Genomic DNA, 17413 nt, shown 5'->3' on the forward strand with positions numbered 1-17413 from the left:
AGTATTTCAGCAATTGTATGAGTTTTTATGTCTTTGATTCTTGTGTTGGTCATACCAATGAGAAAAGACCACATGCTGATATTGCTCAATAATTAAATCTTAGTAAGCATTTCAAGGAGATGACAATGCTTCAATGGCAGCAAATATATGACCCAATGGGGAATATATGGATATCAAGTTTAATTGCGCTCATTCCGATTATCTTTTTTTTCTTGGCGCTTGCTGTATTTCGTTTAAAAGGCAGTGTGGCAGGTACGATTACCGTTGTACTGGCACTTTTGGTGTCTTTATTTGCCTATGACATGCCTGCGCTTATGGCATTGGCTTCGATGGTCTATGGTTTCTTCTATGGTTTATGGCCAATTGCATGGATCATTATTGGTGCGGTGTTCCTGTATAAAATTTCAGTCAAAACAGGGCAGTTTGACATCATCCGTTCTTCGATTCTTTCCATTACTGAAGATCAACGATTACAGATGCTGTTAGTTGGCTTTGCTTTCGGTACTTTCCTCGAAGGTGCGGCGGGCTTTGGTGCCCCTGTGGCGATTACTGCAGCACTATTGGTAGGTTTAGGCTTTAAGCCTTTATATGCGGCAGGTCTTTGTCTGATCGTCAATACTGCGCCAGTGGCTTTTGGTGCGATGGGTATTCCAATTATCGTTGCTGGGCAAGTGTCTGGTGTTGATACGATGGAAATCAGTCAGATGGTTGGTCGACAGCTGCCATTTATGGTGCCGATTGTACTGTTTTGGATTATGGCGATTATGGATGGCTGGCGCGGTGTGAAGGAAACTTGGCCTGCAGTTGTGGTTGGCGCGAGTAGCTTTGCGATTGCACAGTACCTAACCTCGAACTTTGTCGGTCCTGAATTACCAGATATTACCGCGGCGATTGCCTCTTTAGTGTCATTAACGATTTTATTTAAATATTGGCAGCCTAAACATATTTTCCGCTTTGCAGATCAAGATGCGACGATGAGTGAAGATGTTGCTGCGCAAAAACAGCAAAAATATAGCTTAGGTCAAATTGCAAAAGCGTGGTCGCCATTTGCGATCTTAACGGTGATGGTTACGATCTGGAGTATTAAACCGTTTAAGGATTTATTTACCAAAGATGGCGCACTGCATGACATGGTTATTTCGATCAAAGTGCCATTTTTACATCAATTGGTTCAAAAGATGCCACCTGTCGTACCTGAAATGAAGGACTACGATGCCATCTATAAATTTGATTGGTTTTCGGCAACAGGTACGGCAATTGTCATTGCTGCGATCATTACCATTATTTTCTTAAAAATGAAGCCGAAAGACGCGATAGTGACCTTTGGTGAAACCATTAATGAATTAAAAATTCCAATTTATTCGATTGGGATGGTCTTGGCTTTTGCATTTATCGCCAACTATTCAGGGATGTCAGCAACATTGGCATTAGCACTTGCGCATACAGGTCAAGCCTTTACTTTCTTCTCGCCATTTTTAGGATGGCTTGGTGTATTTCTAACGGGTTCAGATACGTCAGCCAATGCACTATTTGCTGCATTACAGGCAACTACTGCACAGCAAATTGGTGTGCCAGAAGTATTACTCGTTGCTGCCAATACCAGTGGTGGTGTGACTGGAAAAATGATTTCTCCGCAGTCAATTGCAATTGCATGCGCGGCAGTTGGCTTGGTGGGTAAAGAGTCGGATTTATTCCGTTTTACCGTAAAACACAGTATAACGTTCACAATCATGATGGGGATTTTAATCACCCTACAAGCTTATGTGTTCCCTTGGATGATTCCATAACACGCATTATGTAACAACGTTAAGGAAAGCAGATGAAAGTCTCTGATAAAACTGTTCAAAGTCTTCGTGTATTGATTGAAGAAAGCAATATGCAAGTTGGAGATCGTCTGCCTGCTGAACGGAAACTGTGTGAACAACTAGGCGTCTCACGCACCTCTTTACGCGAAGCGATTTCTCAATTGACCAGCATGGGCGTGTTGGTCAGTAAAGTCGGTGCGGGGACTTTTTTAAAGCAATTACCAGCGACATGGTCGAGTTATCAAATTGTGCAGCCCATTAGCAGTTTGATTAGTGAAGACCCTGCCTACCGTTTTGATGTGCAAGAGGCGCGCATTATTTTGGAAGGTGGTACTGCATGGTATGCGGCACAACGTGCTACAGCAGAGGACTTGGCACATATCCGACATTATTATGATCAGATCAATCATTTTCAGGCTTTAGGCAATGACGATGAAGCAGCGCGTGCAGATGCCAAATTTCATTTAGCAATTGCTGAAGCTTCACACAATTTAGTGTTGATTCAGATGATGCGTGGTCTATTTGATCTGTTGCAATTTAATGTCGTTTTAGGTCGTCGAAAAGTTTATAGCGAAGCACACCGATTTGATCAATTGCATGATCAGCACTTTCAAGTCATGAATGCAATTGAACGTCGTGATCCTGAAGCTGCACGTAAAGCAGTCTGTGGACACATTGAGTTTGTAGTACAACAGGTGCGTATGATTGATGAAGAAGAAGCTCGACGTCAGCGTGCCAGTCGATTAAACAGGATATAAGCATGATTATTTCTTCTGCCAATGACTACCGTGAAGCGGCACGTCGTCGTTTACCGCCATTTTTATTTCATTACATCGATGGCGGGGCGTATGCCGAATATACCTTAAAGCGTAATGTAGAAGATTTATCAAAAATAGCGTTGCGTCAACGTGTGCTGAATGACATGTCACAGCTGAGTCTAGAAACCCAACTGTTTAATGAAACCTTATCGATGCCTGTGGCTTTATCACCTGTGGGTTTAACAGGGATGTATGCACGTCGCGGCGAAGTTCAAGCAGCCGTTGCTGCAGATAAAAAGGGCATTCCGTTTACGCTGTCTACAGTTTCTGTATGTCCAATTGAGGAAGTGGCGCCAGCGATTCAGCGTCCCATGTGGTTTCAGTTATATGTGCTACGTGACCGTGGCTTTATGAAAAATGCTTTAGAACGTGCCAAAGCAGCTGGCTGTTCAACTCTGGTGTTTACCGTGGATATGCCTGTTCCGGGCGCGCGTTACCGTGATGCGCACTCGGGGATGAGTGGTCCAAATGCAGCCATGCGTCGTTATATGCAGTCGTGTTTCCACCCACACTGGGCGTGGAATGTGGGGTTGTTAGGTCGTCCACATGACTTAGGGAATATTTCAAAATACTTGGGCAAACCAACAGGTTTAGAAGATTATATCGGCTGGTTGGGCAATAACTTTGACCCATCAATTTCATGGAAAGACCTTGAGTGGATTCGTGAATTTTGGGATGGACCGATGGTCATTAAAGGCATACTTGACCCTGAAGATGCCAAAGATGCAGTGCGTTTTGGTGCAGATGGCATTGTGGTGTCAAACCATGGTGGCCGTCAGCTCGATGGGGTTTTATCATCAGCGCGTGCATTGCCACCAATTGCCGATGCCGTAAAAGGCGATATTAAAATTCTTGCGGACTCTGGTATTCGAAATGGTTTAGATGTGGTGCGTATGCTGGCTTTGGGTGCGGATACCTGTATGCTCGGTCGTGCCTTTGTTTATGCGCTCGGTGCAGCAGGTGGTGAAGGTGTTTCCAATCTTTTAGAACTGATTGATAAAGAAATGCGTGTTGCGATGACCTTAACAGGTGCAAAAACCATTGCGGATATTACATCTGATTGTTTGGTGAAGTTAGAGAAAGAGTTGGCTGGGTGATTTTTTGAATAGATCTCTTGGGAAAGTTATTCGTTATCAAAAAAAATTAAAAAATGAAAGTTCCCTCTCCTTGTAGGAGAGGGTTAGGGAGAGGTATTTATTGATTAATTCTCCTAACCCTCTTGTGTAGCATTGCTACTCATCCCAAAGGGAGAAGGGATATTCATTATAGATTTTAATAACAATGACTAAAAACTTTTGATATGTGCAAATAAACCTACGTTGTTTAAATTATTTAAATCAATATTTTTTATTGCATAACAATGCAATTCCTCTTTAGCGAGGAGAGAAAATAATGAAAATGGAAAATTCTACGAGCATGCAAACTCAATCATTACAAACCATTCAAAACCTTATCAACATCGTCGGTAAGCAACACGTTTTAACTGAAGATAAAGACACACGTTTATACCGCCAAGGTCGCCGTTACGGTGCAGGAAAAGTATTGGCTGTGGTTACACCGGGCTCTTTGCTTGAGCAATGGCAAGTGCTGCAAGCGGCTGTGGATGCAAATTGTATTGTGATTATGCAAGCCGCCAATACAGGTCTGACAGGTGGTTCAACGCCGTTTGGTGATGACTATGACCGTCCTGTGGTGCTGATAAGTACACGTCGTTTGGTTGGCATCCAAGTGATTAATGAAGGCAAGCAAGTCATTTGCCTACCGGGGGCGACATTAGACAAACTTGAAAAAGATTTGCTGCCATTTAATCGTGAACCTCATTCGGTGATTGGTTCTTCTTGTATTGGGGCATCGGTTTTGGGCGGCGTATGCAATAACTCAGGGGGTGCTTTGGTACGCCGCGGTCCTGCCTATACAGAGCTTGCACTGTATGCACAAGTGAATGAGTCAGGTGAGTTAGAGTTGGTCAATCATCTAGGTGTCAATCTTGGCAATACGCCTGAAGAAATCCTCACAGCGCTGGAAAATAAAAATTATCAAATCAATGATATTGTGAATAATTCAAGTTGCTGTGCATCAGATAAACGCTACTCACATGATGTTAAACAAGTCGATGAAAATACACCTGCACGTTTTAATGCAGATCCGAGTCGACTATTTGAAGCATCAGGTTCAGCGGGTAAGGTCTGCGTCTTTGCAGTACGTTTAGATACCTTTGAAAAAATTCCTAGTCAGGTGTTTTATGTGGGAACCAATTCGCAAGATGATTTAACAGAAATTCGTCGTTTTCTATTAAAAGATCTTGCACGCCTCCCGATTGCGGGTGAGTACATTCATCGCAAGGCATACGATATTGGGGCTGAATATGGCAAAGATTCTTTTGTATTTATTGAAAAATTCGGCACCGCAAAAGTTCCTGCTGCTTTTGCCATGAAAGATAAAGTCGATGGCTATTTAGAAAAACTGGGCTTTCGAGGTTTGTCAGATAAAATTTTACAACTCGTTACTAAATTTATGCCGAATCATCTGCCAAAACGGATGAATGAATTCCGTGATTTATATGAACATCATTTGATGATTCGTATTGAAAATCAGGATGTTGATCAAGTTGATGCGTATTTGAAAACGTATTTTTTAGACAAAACCTCAGGCAATTATTTTAAATGTACGGATGAAGAAGGACGTAAGGCTTTTTTACATCGCTTTGCGGTGGCAGGTGCTGCCATTCGATATCGTGACACGCATCGTTCAGAAGTGGAAGACATTGTTGCACTGGATATTGCATTACGTCGCAATGATCGAGAATGGGTGGAAACTTTACCGAAAGCCATGGATGAGCAAATTATCCATAAACTCTATTATGGTCATTTCCTCTGCCATGTGTTTCATCAAGATTATATTGTGAAAAAAGGTGTAGATCCTTTGGCAATGGAACATGCAATGTGGCATTTACTCGATGATCGTGGCGCTGAATATCCTGCGGAACACAATGTTGGGCATTTGTATGTGGCGAAGCCTGCATTAAAAAATCATTATCAAAAACTGGATCCGACTAATAGTTTTAATGTCGGAATTGGACAAACCAGCAAGCTGAAACATTGGAAATAATGCTTTTAAAAACAACATGCCGTGATGTGAAACTTCACGGCTTTTTTTATGGTTCAAGAATTTATATATCAGGAGGTATTGACCATAAAGGCGAAGAATATTTTCTAAATTGTCATCCCAAAATATAAAAAAACCGCTAAAGTGTTATGCAACAAGTTGCAAAGCCAAAATAAGGATTCAGCATGACAACGACTAGCTATGCAAATATTTTAAAGCCTTTACATTTGGGTTTTACCACGATTAAAAACCGTGTCGTGATGGGGTCCATGCATAGTGGGCTGGAAGATCGTTTTTATAATTATCCTAAGCTTGCGGCTTATTTTGGTGAGCGTGCGAAAGGTGGTGTCGGCCTGATTATTACAGGCGGTATTTCGCCAAACCGTCAAGGTTGGCTGTTACCTGCTGGCGGTACCATGAATACTTTAGGTGATATTGCTCCGCATCGCTTGGTGACCCATGCAGTACATAAACATGGTGCCAAAATTTTAATGCAAATCTTGCATGCTGGGCGTTATGGCTATCAGCCTTTTGCAGTGTCAGCAAGTCCGATTAAATCTCCGATTTCACCTTTTAAACCACGTCAATTAACGGACAAACAAATTCTTTCAACCATTGATGATTATGTCAAAACGGCAAGCCTTGCACATAAGGCAGGCTATGATGGTGTTGAAATTATGGGTTCAGAAGGCTACTTGTTGAATCAGTTTTTAAGCCGTCATGTCAACCAACGGACAGACCGTTGGGGCGGTGAAATTGAAAATCGTATGCGCCTTGCGGTTGATATTGTGAAATCAATACGTGCTGAAGTGGGTGAGAAATTTATTATCTGCTTCCGTTTGTCATTGCTTGATTTGGTTCATGATGGGAACACCATGGCAGAAGTCATTACTGTTGCTAAAGCATTGGAAGCAGCTGGTGTGACGTTATTGAACACGGGTATTGGTTGGCATGAAGCACGTATTCCGACAATTGTGACCTCAGTGCCTCGCGCAGCGTTTGTGGACTATACCGCTGAAGTCAAAAAACATGTTGCAATCCCTGTCATTGCGTCCAACCGTATCAATATGCCAGATACAGCTGAAGAAATTTTAGCTTCAGGCAAGGCAGATATGGTGCAAATGGCGCGTCCATTCTTGGCAGATCCATTTTGGGTAAATAAAACGGCGACCAATCGTGTCGATGAAATTAATACCTGTATTGCCTGTAACCAAGCCTGTTTAGATCATACTTTTAAAAATCAGCGTGCGACGTGTTTGGTCAACCCACGAGCGGCATATGAAACTGAATTGGTTTATTTAAAGACCAAAAAACCGAAGCGCATTGCAGTCGTCGGTGGTGGCGTGGCAGGGATGTCTGCTGCAACGGTTGCAGCAAACCGAGGCCATGAGGTAACTTTATTTGAAGCTGGTGCAGAGGTAGGTGGTCAATTTAATTTGGCAAAAGTCATTCCCGGCAAAGAAGAATTTCATGAAACGATTCGCTACTTTAAAGTTCAAATCGAAAAAACGGGTGTGGATTTGCGTTTAAATACGCGTGTAAACCGTGAACAGCTTGAACGTGAAGGATTTGAGGAAGTTGTTATTGCAACAGGTGTGGTTCCTCGTAGCTTAAAAATTGAAGGTAGTGATGCACCGAATGTCTTGTCTTATGCAGAAGTGCTGAAAGGCGCAGCTGTGGGCAATAAAGTTGCTGTGATTGGTGCAGGCGGCATTGGTTTTGATGTATCTGAATTTTTACTCAAACCACTACATCAGCCACAACCAATGCCTTTAGCGGATTGGCAGCGGGAGTGGGGTGTTGATCCAAATCCAAACTACATAACAGAAGGTGGTATGCAGGCTGCTGAGCTCGAACCTCCTGTTCGTGAAATCTACTTATTACAACGTAAAACAACTGCAATTGGTGCTGGGTTAGGTAAAACATCAGGCTGGGTACATCGTGCACAATTAAAGAAAAATGCGGTTCGTATGCTGCGTGGTGTTCAATACAAATCCATTACTGATGAAGGTCTTTGGGTTGAATATGAAGGGCATGATCAATTATTACGTGTAGATACGATTGTCGTTTGTGCAGGTCAGGAATCGGTAAAGCATTTGATGCCAGAACAGGGTGAGAAAACCCTTGCCAATTACCATATTATTGGTGGTGCAAAACTAGCAGCAGAGTTAGATGCGAAACGCGCAATACGTGAAGGTGCGGAGCTTGCGGCTAAACTTTAAGGATTTGGCGAAACAATATTCATTTGAATGGTTTAGTTGTAATTTTTACTTGTCAGATGAATAAAACCTCCGTATTATGGCGCACATGGAAGCGTGGCAGAGCGGTTTAATGCACCGGTCTTGAAAACCGACGAGGGTGTGAGTCCTCCGTGAGTTCGAATCTCACCGCTTCCGCCAAATTCAAAAAAGCCCCTGTAGTGATACAGGGGCTTTTTTTTTGCAAATTTTTTGAATGAAAGTTATTTATATATAAAAGTTGTCAAAGAATAAAAAGTAAACTTCAAAAAACTGGATATAGAATTAGTTGGGGTAAAACCGAGCAGGCGATAAAAAATTATTAAAACGAAATGACTTTAGTTAAGTTTATAAAAGATGAGTTAGATTCAAGGTCGATTTCTTTATTTTAAAGATGAATTAAAACACTTGTATATACAAGTTGGTTTTGGCTTATACTGTTTATTATTCTAATGATTAAGTATCGTTATCTTAGAAACTAAATTAGGTCTACATTTGCTAGATTGTTGATCTATATAAATGAATAAACAAACAATGAATAGTTAAACATTGTGATCGAAGAGAAGCAGATGTTATCAAACTCAGTTTTAGACGCAACAAAAGGGATAGAAGCACCATCACCGCTTTATGCACAGGTGAAGCAGTACATTCAAAGCAAAATTTACAGCGGCGAATGGAAAGTCAATGACAAAATTCCCTCTGAAAGCGAATTGGTTAAATTGCTCAATTGCAGTCGTATGACGGTCAATCGTGCCTTGCGTGAGTTGACTACTGATAAAGTTTTGGTACGCGTACAAGGTGTCGGCTCATTTGTTGCAGAAGGCCAAGGTCATTCGGCCTTATTTCAAATTCATAATATTGCAGATGAAATTGTGGCGCGTAACCATATTCATCGCGCTGAAGTTCTAAAACTAGAAAAAGTACAGGCGGATGTCCAGCAAGCCTTGTTTATGCAAACCAAAGAAGGCGAGACACTTTTTCATTCCATCATTATTCATTATGAAAATGAAGTACCTGTACAAATTGAAGATCGTTTGGTCAATGCTGCACTGATCCCTGACTATTTACAGCAGGACTTTAGCAAACTTACCCCTAATGCCTATTTAATGGCGCAGGCACCGGTCAGCGAAGGTGAGCACATAGTAGAAGCCGTTTTAGCCAATGCGCAAGAATGCAAATGGCTGAAAATTACCAAACAAGAGCCGTGTCTGCTTATTCGTCGCCGTACGTGGTCAAATAAACAATTAATTTCTAGTGCGCGCTTAACGTATCCGGGCAGCCGTTATTATTTGGAAGGAAAATTCGTGCAATGATTCAAGTATTGAAGCTGCATGATTATCAAAAAATGCCATGGAAGAATGGCTTAGGTTTTACCTTTGAAATTGCACGTCAATCTAGCTTAGCTAAAGATGATTTTGATTGGCGTGTGTCTATGGCGGATGTGGAAAATGATGGTGATTTTTCTTATTTTGAAGGGAAAAAGCGCATTATTTCTACGCTATCTGGTGCTGGAATGCGGCTGCAAATTGCCAAGCAATCACATGTCGATGTTTGCGCACGTGACTTATTTTCCTTTGATGGCGAGTTAGCAGTATTTTGCCAATTAATCGATGGGCCCATTCGTGACTTGAACCTGATTTACAATACGGAAAAAGTACGGCCACGGATGCAGTGGACGGCAGGGTGTGAAAATCAGACGGTTTTATCTGCAGCACAAGACATCCTGATCTTTAATATGGCAGATCAGTTACAGATTTCCATTCATGAAAAAATGTATCATTTGGCAGCATTTGAATGTCTAAAAATTGCCAATCAAGATGAAACATTAAAGATCGAATTACCACAAGATACAGCGAAGGATTGCTGTTTCATTGAGCTATTTTATTCAGTTGACGTCTTTAAAAATGCCAAATATATCGCATAAATTTTCATACTACAACTAAAGTCATCAAACTTTAAAATCAATTAAAACATTCGTTTATATATTAATTTCACTTTTTTCAATAGTGAGGTCTTTTCAAAGATCGATAGACATGCATATTATATGTACATGTATATACAAGTAAGCACATGTTTGTATTAGTGCTGAAGGGATGTCATTAGAAAAACAGATTGTTGAATGGAAGGAGTCCAACGGTGACAACAACTACAAAATTTCGTGATGTAGAAATTCGCGCCCCTCGCGGTACAACGTTAAATGCAAAAAGCTGGTTAACAGAAGCGCCGCTACGCATGTTGATGAATAATTTGGATCCAGATGTCGCAGAGAACCCAAAAGAATTGGTGGTGTATGGCGGGATTGGCCGTGCAGCGCGTAACTGGGAATGCTATGACAAAATTGTTGAAACTTTAAAAGATTTAGAAGACCACGAAACTTTGCTAGTTCAGTCTGGCAAGCCAGTAGGGGTGTTCAAAACCCATAAAAATGCACCGCGTGTATTAATTGCAAACTCAAACCTTGTACCACATTGGGCAAACTGGAAGCATTTTAATGAAATGGATGCCAAAGGTTTGGCGATGTACGGTCAAATGACAGCAGGCTCATGGATTTATATTGGCAGCCAAGGCATTGTACAAGGTACTTATGAAACTTTTGTAGAAGCAGGCCGTCAGCATTACAACGGTGACTTAACAGGACGTTGGGTATTAACCGCAGGTTTAGGCGGTATGGGCGGTGCACAGCCATTGGCTGCAACTTTGGCAGGCGCGTGTTCTTTAAACATTGAATGCCAGCAAGCCAGCATCGATTTCCGTTTACGTACCCGTTATGTAGATGAGCAAGCAACCGATTTAGACGACGCTTTAGCACGTATTGAGCGCTATACCAAAGAAGGGAAAGCCATTTCAATTGCGTTGCATGGAAATGCTGCAGAAATTTTACCTGAGCTGGTACGCCGCGGTGTACATCCAGACATGGTGACGGATCAAACCAGTGCGCATGACCCATTAAATGGTTACCTGCCAATTGGCTGGACATGGGAAGAATACCGTGAACGCGCGCAAACTGAACCAGATGCAGTGGTAAAAGCCGCGAAGCAATCTATGGCTGTTCATGTTCAAGCGATGCTGGACTTCCAAAAAATGGGCGTTCCAACCTTTGACTATGGCAACAATATCCGTCAAATGGCGCAAGAAGAAGGCGTAGAAAACGCATTCGATTTCCCTGGTTTTGTACCTGCTTATATTCGTCCATTATTCTGCCGCGGTATTGGTCCTTTCCGTTGGGCTGCGCTTTCTGGTGACCCAGAAGACATCTACAAAACTGATGCAAAAGTGAAAGAGCTGATTCCAGATGATGAGCATTTGCATCATTGGTTAGATATGGCGCGTGAACGAATTGCATTCCAAGGTTTGCCAGCGCGTATTTGCTGGGTAGGTCTAGGCCTGCGTGCAAAACTGGGCTTGGCATTTAATGAAATGGTACGTACAGGCGAACTATCTGCACCCGTGGTGATTGGCCGTGACCACTTAGACTCAGGTTCTGTGTCTAGTCCAAACCGTGAAACTGAATCGATGCAAGATGGATCAGATGCAGTATCAGATTGGCCATTACTGAATGCTTTGCTCAATACAGCCGGCGGTGCAACTTGGGTATCATTGCATCATGGCGGCGGCGTAGGCATGGGCTTTTCACAGCATTCAGGTGTGGTGATTGTATGTGACGGTACTGATGAAGCAGCTGAACGTATTGCACGTGTATTAACCAATGACCCTGCGACAGGTGTAATGCGCCATGCAGACGCAGGTTATGATATTGCAATTGACTGTGCAAAAGAACAGGGCTTAAATCTGCCGATGATTACTGGCTAAGCCGTAAAAAGGACTACTGCTGACGCATCACAACTCTCTCCTGATGAGTCTGCAGCGCATAAAAAATAGGAAACAGGGCTGTACACATGGAACTTTTAATTCAACCAGGCAAACTTAATTTAGCAGAATTACGTGAAGCATTTTTAAAGCCGATCAAAGTTAAGCTAGATCAGCAGGCCATTCCAGCTATTCAAGCCAGTGTCGATTGTGTTGAGCAAATTATTCGTGAAGGCCGCACGGCTTACGGCATTAATACAGGTTTTGGTTTATTGGCCTCAACTAAAATTGCTCAAGAAGATTTAGAACAGCTTCAACGTTCATTGGTATTGTCACATGCCGCAGGTGTAGGCGAAGCGCTCGATGATTCAATGGTGCGTTTGATTATGCTGCTCAAAGCCAACAGTTTGGCGCGCGGTTTTTCAGGTATTCGTTTAAAAGTCATTGAAGCGCTTTTGGCACTTATTAATGCTGAAGTTTATCCGCATATTCCTTTAAAAGGTTCTGTAGGAGCTTCAGGTGATTTAGCACCGCTTGCGCACATGTCATTGGTGCTGCTGGGTGAAAGCAAAGCGCGTTATAAAGGCGAGTGGATTTCAGCTGTTGAAGCTTTGAAAATCGCAGGTCTAGAGCCGATTGCATTGGCAGCAAAAGAAGGCTTGGCACTGCTCAATGGTACACAAGTGTCTACAGCCTATGCGCTGCGCGGTTTATTTGAAGCAGAAGATTTATTTGCAGCTGCAACTGTATGCGGCGGTTTAAGTGTAGAAGCAATGCTTGGTTCACGTTCACCATTTGATGCACGTGTACATGAAGTACGAGGGCAGCGCGGTCAAATTGATGTAGCTGCTGCATATCGTGATCTATTGACTGACGAAAGTGAAATTGGTCATTCGCATGAAGATTGTGAAAAGGTACAAGATCCGTATTCGCTGCGCTGTCAGCCACAGGTGATGGGTGCATGCTTAACTCAAATCCGCCAAGCGGCAGAGGTGCTTGAAATAGAAGCCAATGCGGTATCTGACAATCCACTCGTTTTTGCCAAAGAAGGCGATGTGATTTCTGGCGGTAACTTCCATGCTGAACCTGTAGCAATGGCAGCAGACAATTTAGCCTTGGCTATTGCAGAAGTAGGTTCACTGTCTGAGCGCCGTATTTCGATGATGATGGACCGGCACATGTCACAGCTTCCACCGTTTTTGGTTGAAAATGGCGGCGTGAACTCAGGCTTTATGATCGCGCAAGTGACTGCAGCTGCCTTAGCAAGTGACAACAAAGCATTAGCACATCCTGCGAGTGTGGACAGTCTGCCAACTTCTGCCAATCAGGAAGATCATGTATCGATGGCGCCGAATGCGGGCAAACGTTTATGGTCTATGGCAGATAATGTACGCGGTATTTTAGCTATTGAATGGTTAGGTGCATGTCAAGGTCTTGATTTCCGTAAAGGCTTAAAAAGTTCTGTAAAATTAGAACAAGCGCGCAAAGTGCTGCGTGATCAAGTGCCTTACTACAGCGAAGACCGTTTCTTTGCGCCAGATATTGAACAAGCGAGTGAATTGCTTGCAAGTGGATGCTTAAACGCATTGATCCTAGAAGGTTTATTGCCAAGTCTAAAATAAGTTTGTGATTGATAAATAGGGTCACATGAAGTGGCCCGATCAAATAAAAATTTCCTCATGGATTGGAGATCAAAATGTCACAAGAAGCATCACAGGGTTCTACCTTACAGCGGGGACTCAATACCCGCCATATCCGATTTTTAGCTTTGGGTTCCGCGATTGGCACAGGCCTATTTTACGGTTCGGCAAGTGCCATACAAATGGCAGGGCCATCAGTACTGATTGCTTATATTGTTGCGGGTATCGCAATTTATATCGTGATGCGCGCTTTAGGTGAAATGTCTGTACACAATCCTGTTTCAGGATCATTTAGCCATTATGCAAGTAAATACATCAGTCCGTTTGCAGGTTTTACCACGGGTTGGACCTACGTTTTTGAAATGATTATCGTGGCCTTGGCTGATGTCACGGCGTTCGGTATCTACATGGGCTTCTGGTATCCCGATGTACCGAGATGGATCTGGATTCTCTCGCTGATTATGTTCTTAGGTGCAATTAACTTAATTCATGTCAAAGTCTTTGGTGAGTTAGAGTTTTGGTTATCGATTATCAAGGTCACCGCCATTATTGCCATGATTATTGGAGGTTTCGGTCTGATGCTTTATGGCTTCCATTCAGATCATAGTGCAGCAGTTTCGGGCTTACAAAACCTATGGATTCATGACGGATTTATGCCAAATGGCATTGGCGGCTTGATTGCCTGCTTATCTGTAGTGGTGTTTGCATTTGGCGGTATTGAAATTATTGGTATTACTGCTGGCGAAACAGCAGAACCGAAAAAATCTATTCCAAAAGCGATTAATGCTGTTCCTGTTCGAATTCTATTATTCTATGTACTGACTATTTTTGTGCTCATGGCGATTTTCCCTTGGAACCAAATTGGTACGCAGGGCAGCCCATTTGTACAAATCTTTGAAAATCTAGGGATTGGGTCTGCTGCTACGATTTTAAATATCGTGGTGATTTCAGCAGCAGTGTCGGCCATTAACAGTGATGTATTTGGTGCGGGACGTATGCTGTACGGCATGGCGCAAGACGGACAAGCACCGAAAGTATTTACCAAGCTGTCTAAAAATGGTGTGCCGTGGATGACAGTTGTGGTGATGGCCGGCGTACTTCTGGTCGGTGTCGTATTGAACTACCTGATTCCTAAAAATGTATTCATGATTATTGCTTCAATTGCGACTTTTGCGACGGTATGGGTGTGGCTAATGATTCTGCTGTCACAAATGGGTATGCGCCGCAAATTATCTACAGCAGAAATTAAAGCTTTAGATTTCCCTATTGTGGGCTGGCCATATGCGCCTGCATTTGCAGTGGTCTTCATGTTATTTGTATTAGGCATCATTGCGTATTTCCCAGACTCTCGACCTGCAATCTATGTAGGTGCAGCTTGGCTAGTGATTCTATGGATTGCCTACATTGTCAAAGTACGTCCAAAAATGAACTTGAATCAGGCGAATTCTACTGCACAGCAATTTGAATCCAACTCTTAATATAACACTTCTTAATTTATACATGTTTCCGTCAAGGCAAATGCTGCGGCGGAACAGGAAATACAACAATGAAGCTTTGGTTGAATTGTCATATTGCGACAATGCAGAATGGTCAATACAGCAGTATTGAAGATGCAGCAATCGTTACAGAAGGTGAACTGATCCACTGGATTGGCAAGCACAGTGAAATTCCAAATGAAGAATTTGTAGAACGCATTGATCTGAAAGGTGCTTGGGTGACTCCCGGACTCATCGATTGTCATACCCATAGCGTATTTGGTGGCAACCGCAGTGTTGAATTTGAGCAGCGTTTGCAAGGTGTGAGCTATGCTGAAATTGCGAAAAATGGCGGCGGCATTGCCAGTACGGTGCGCGCAACACGCGAGGCGACAGAAGCTGAGCTGTTTCGATCTGCTTATAAGCGGATTCAATACTTGCAGCGTGAAGGCGTCACGGCGATTGAAATTAAATCGGGCTATGGGCTGGATTTAGCCAATGAGCGCAAAATGCTGAAAGTGATTCGTCAGTTAGGTGAAGCTTTACCAATGACGGTACGAAGCACCTGTTTGGCTGCACATGCTTTACCGCCAGAATTTAAAAATGCCAGCGATGACTATATTGATTACATCTGCAGTGAAATGTTGCCGCAGCTGCATGCTGAAAACTTAGTTGATGCGGTGGATGCTTTTTGTGAACATTTGGCTTTTAGCCCCCAACAAGTCGAACGTGTTTTTCAAACCGCACAAGCATTGAATCTCCCCGTTAAATTGCATGCTGAACAGTTGTCTGCCTTAGGCGGCTCGAGTTTAGCGGCTACGTATCACGCGTTATCTGCAGATCATTTGGAATATATGACTGAAGATGATGTGAAAGCTATGGCGGCCTCAGACACTGTTGCCGTGCTGTTACCGGGCGCATTTTATTTGCTTAGAGAAACACAATTTCCGCCCATAGAAAGCTTAATCGCACATGGGGTGAAAATTGCGATTTCGACAGATCTGAATCCAGGAACTTCTCCTGTTTTGTCACTACGTTTAATGATGAATATGGGCAGTACCTTGTTCCGTTTGACGCCAGAACAAACTTTGGCGGCAGTCACGATTCATGCTGCGCAAGCGCTTGGTTTACACAAGATGCATGGCAGTTTAGAGGCTGGAAAATTCGCCAATTTTGTAGCGTGGGATATTCAGCATCCTTCTGAAATTAACTATTGGCTAGGCGGCGATCTAAATCAAAAAGTGATCTATAAAGGCCAGAAGGTACAGATCTAGGTTTGAATGGAATAGGAGACTTCTTTCATAAATGATTTTTAGAACTTTTAAAAATAATGATGTTAGTTCCTTCACCTTTCAGGAGAGGGTTAGGGAGAGGTTGTTTTATGCTTAAAGTCCCTCATCCTCTTGCGGAGCATACTCCTCATCCCTAAGGGAGAAGGGATTTTCATTGATAATTTAAATACTGATTAATGATCATTTTTTTTCAAAAAACTCTAGTGTCATTCAATTTTTAAACCCAAGGCTTGAGCTTCGCTTTAATCCTGAGTTTTTTATTTTAAAGCGTTGAAGATTTAAAGACGGTATTCATTATGGATCATTCTTTTCAATGGCAAGGGCGGCAGGATGGAGAAGGCGCAGAACATCGGCGTATTTTCCACACCGTTAATCAATCCGATTCAGCCGAATTTGCGATTTTAGGCTTCAGTTCAGATGAAGGCGTGCGCCGCAATCGTGGACGTATCGGCGCAGCAGAAGCACCAGATTTAATCCGTAAACAATTGGCAAATTTGCCTGTGCACTCACAAGTTTCAATTCGTGACTTGGGTACAGTGGTGTGTGCCAATGGTGACTTGGAAAATGCCCAAGCTGCTTTGGCCGAACAAGTCGAAATGTCTTTACAGCAAGGCTTAAAACCAATCGTGTTTGGCGGTGGACATGAGATCGCATTTGGCAGTTTTAGCGGCATTTTCCAATATGCACAAAATACGCATCCAGAAAAAAACATCGGCATTATCAATTTTGATGCGCATCTAGATTTACGTGAAGACGTGCATGCAACTTCTGGCACACCGTTTTTACAATCGGCTCAGCTCAGCGAACAGCACGCTAAATCTTTTCACTATCTTTGCATTGGCGCTGCACAGCATTCCAATACCAAAAAGTTGTTTGATACAGCGGCGCGTTTAGGCAGTCAGTGTATTTTTGATCATGAGCTTGAAGCAGCTCAGCTGGGACATGTTTTATCTAAAATTGATCAATTTATACAAGAGGTCGATTGGCTATATGTCACGGTCGATCTCGATGTTTTTGCAGCATCAATTGCGCCCGGTGTCAGTGCGCCTGCAGTCAGAGGCATTGATTTAAAAATATTTGAACAGCTTATGCGGCATATTCAGGGCAGTGGAAAAATCAAGCTGTTGGACATTGCAGAATGCAATCCAAAATACGATCAGGATGCAATGACTGCAAGACTTGCAGCGTTCATTGCCTACAGTTATATATTTAACCCACAATAATTTAAAAATAC

The 17413-nt window shown here is 42.7% G+C and carries 12 protein-coding genes and 1 tRNA gene; all 13 read left to right on the forward strand.

The window, feature by feature from the left end; all coding sequences use genetic code 11:
* Nucleotides 1-119 precede the first annotated feature (119 nt).
* The 13 genes from lldP to hutG all read left to right on the forward strand — a co-directional run bounded on the left by lldP (nt 120) and on the right by hutG (nt 17402).
* Complete coding sequence (gene lldP, locus FTU22_RS12745; RefSeq protein WP_180085832.1) at nt 120-1787, forward strand: L-lactate permease; 1668 nt, start codon at nt 120-122, stop codon at nt 1785-1787.
* A gap of 32 nt (nt 1788-1819) precedes the next feature.
* Nucleotides 1820-2563, forward strand: coding sequence for a transcriptional regulator LldR (gene lldR / locus FTU22_RS12750; RefSeq protein ID WP_078189144.1), 744 nt, complete (start codon nt 1820-1822; stop codon nt 2561-2563).
* Between the two features lie 2 nt (nt 2564-2565).
* Nucleotides 2566-3720, forward strand: a complete 1155-nt coding sequence (gene lldD / locus FTU22_RS12755) for an FMN-dependent L-lactate dehydrogenase LldD (protein ID WP_078192909.1) — start codon at nt 2566-2568, stop codon at nt 3718-3720.
* Between the two features lie 319 nt (nt 3721-4039).
* A complete protein-coding gene (dld, locus tag FTU22_RS12760) occupies nt 4040-5731 on the forward strand; it encodes a D-lactate dehydrogenase (RefSeq protein WP_180094825.1) in 1692 nt (563 codons plus the stop codon).
* Nucleotides 5732-5913: 182 nt separating this feature from the next.
* Nucleotides 5914-7950 carry an NADPH-dependent 2,4-dienoyl-CoA reductase gene (locus FTU22_RS12765; protein WP_180094787.1) on the forward strand — a complete coding sequence of 679 codons (2037 nt, stop codon included), beginning with the start codon at nt 5914-5916 and terminating at the stop codon, nt 7948-7950.
* A gap of 87 nt (nt 7951-8037) precedes the next feature.
* Nucleotides 8038-8127: transfer RNA gene (locus FTU22_RS12770), tRNA-Ser, on the forward strand.
* A gap of 407 nt (nt 8128-8534) precedes the next feature.
* On the forward strand, nt 8535-9278 hold the full coding sequence (hutC, locus tag FTU22_RS12775) for a histidine utilization repressor (protein WP_180024178.1): 744 nt from the start codon (nt 8535-8537) through the stop codon (nt 9276-9278).
* Entirely contained in the window at nt 9275-9889 is a 615-nt protein-coding gene (locus FTU22_RS12780) for a HutD family protein (protein ID WP_180094789.1), read from the forward strand. Before hutC ends, FTU22_RS12780 begins: the two co-directional genes overlap by 4 nt.
* Nucleotides 9890-10101: 212 nt before the next feature.
* The gene (gene hutU / locus FTU22_RS12785; RefSeq protein ID WP_180024180.1) at nt 10102-11775 is read left to right on the forward strand and encodes a urocanate hydratase; all 1674 of its coding nucleotides are present in this window, start codon (nt 10102-10104) and stop codon (nt 11773-11775) included.
* A gap of 86 nt (nt 11776-11861) precedes the next feature.
* Nucleotides 11862-13394, forward strand: a complete 1533-nt coding sequence (gene hutH / locus FTU22_RS12790) for a histidine ammonia-lyase (RefSeq protein ID WP_180094791.1) — start codon at nt 11862-11864, stop codon at nt 13392-13394.
* A 74-nt stretch (nt 13395-13468) separates the two neighbouring features.
* Complete coding sequence (locus FTU22_RS12795) at nt 13469-14890, forward strand: amino acid permease (RefSeq protein WP_180094793.1); 1422 nt, start codon at nt 13469-13471, stop codon at nt 14888-14890.
* Nucleotides 14891-14958: 68 nt separating this feature from the next.
* Nucleotides 14959-16161 carry an imidazolonepropionase gene (gene hutI, locus FTU22_RS12800; RefSeq protein ID WP_180094795.1) on the forward strand — a complete coding sequence of 401 codons (1203 nt, stop codon included), beginning with the start codon at nt 14959-14961 and terminating at the stop codon, nt 16159-16161.
* A gap of 314 nt (nt 16162-16475) precedes the next feature.
* Nucleotides 16476-17402: a formimidoylglutamase gene (gene hutG / locus FTU22_RS12805; RefSeq protein ID WP_180094797.1), complete on the forward strand. Its 927-nt coding sequence runs from the start codon at nt 16476-16478 to the stop codon at nt 17400-17402.
* The last annotated feature ends 11 nt before the right edge of the window (nt 17403-17413 follow it).

Source organism: Acinetobacter sp. YH12076 (assembly GCF_013419525.1).
Taxonomy (GTDB): Bacteria; Pseudomonadota; Gammaproteobacteria; order Pseudomonadales; family Moraxellaceae; genus Acinetobacter; species Acinetobacter amyesii.

What these genes read in the sequence shown, in the direction of transcription:
- FTU22_RS12765 (WP_180094787.1), top strand. Translation starts at nt 5,914, where the DNA reads ATGACAACGACTAGCTATGCAAATATTTTAAAGCCTTTACATTTGGGT.
- hutC (WP_180024178.1), top strand. Translation starts at nt 8,535, where the DNA reads ATGTTATCAAACTCAGTTTTAGACGCAACAAAAGGGATAGAAGCACCA.
- hutI (WP_180094795.1), top strand. Translation starts at nt 14,959, where the DNA reads ATGAAGCTTTGGTTGAATTGTCATATTGCGACAATGCAGAATGGTCAA.
- lldP (WP_180085832.1), top strand. Translation starts at nt 120, where the DNA reads ATGACAATGCTTCAATGGCAGCAAATATATGACCCAATGGGGAATATA.
- FTU22_RS12795 (WP_180094793.1), top strand. Translation starts at nt 13,469, where the DNA reads ATGTCACAAGAAGCATCACAGGGTTCTACCTTACAGCGGGGACTCAAT.
- lldR (WP_078189144.1), top strand. Translation starts at nt 1,820, where the DNA reads ATGAAAGTCTCTGATAAAACTGTTCAAAGTCTTCGTGTATTGATTGAA.
- hutH (WP_180094791.1), top strand. Translation starts at nt 11,862, where the DNA reads ATGGAACTTTTAATTCAACCAGGCAAACTTAATTTAGCAGAATTACGT.
- dld (WP_180094825.1), top strand. Translation starts at nt 4,040, where the DNA reads ATGCAAACTCAATCATTACAAACCATTCAAAACCTTATCAACATCGTC.
- hutG (WP_180094797.1), top strand. Translation starts at nt 16,476, where the DNA reads ATGGATCATTCTTTTCAATGGCAAGGGCGGCAGGATGGAGAAGGCGCA.
- FTU22_RS12780 (WP_180094789.1), top strand. Translation starts at nt 9,275, where the DNA reads ATGATTCAAGTATTGAAGCTGCATGATTATCAAAAAATGCCATGGAAG.
- lldD (WP_078192909.1), top strand. Translation starts at nt 2,566, where the DNA reads ATGATTATTTCTTCTGCCAATGACTACCGTGAAGCGGCACGTCGTCGT.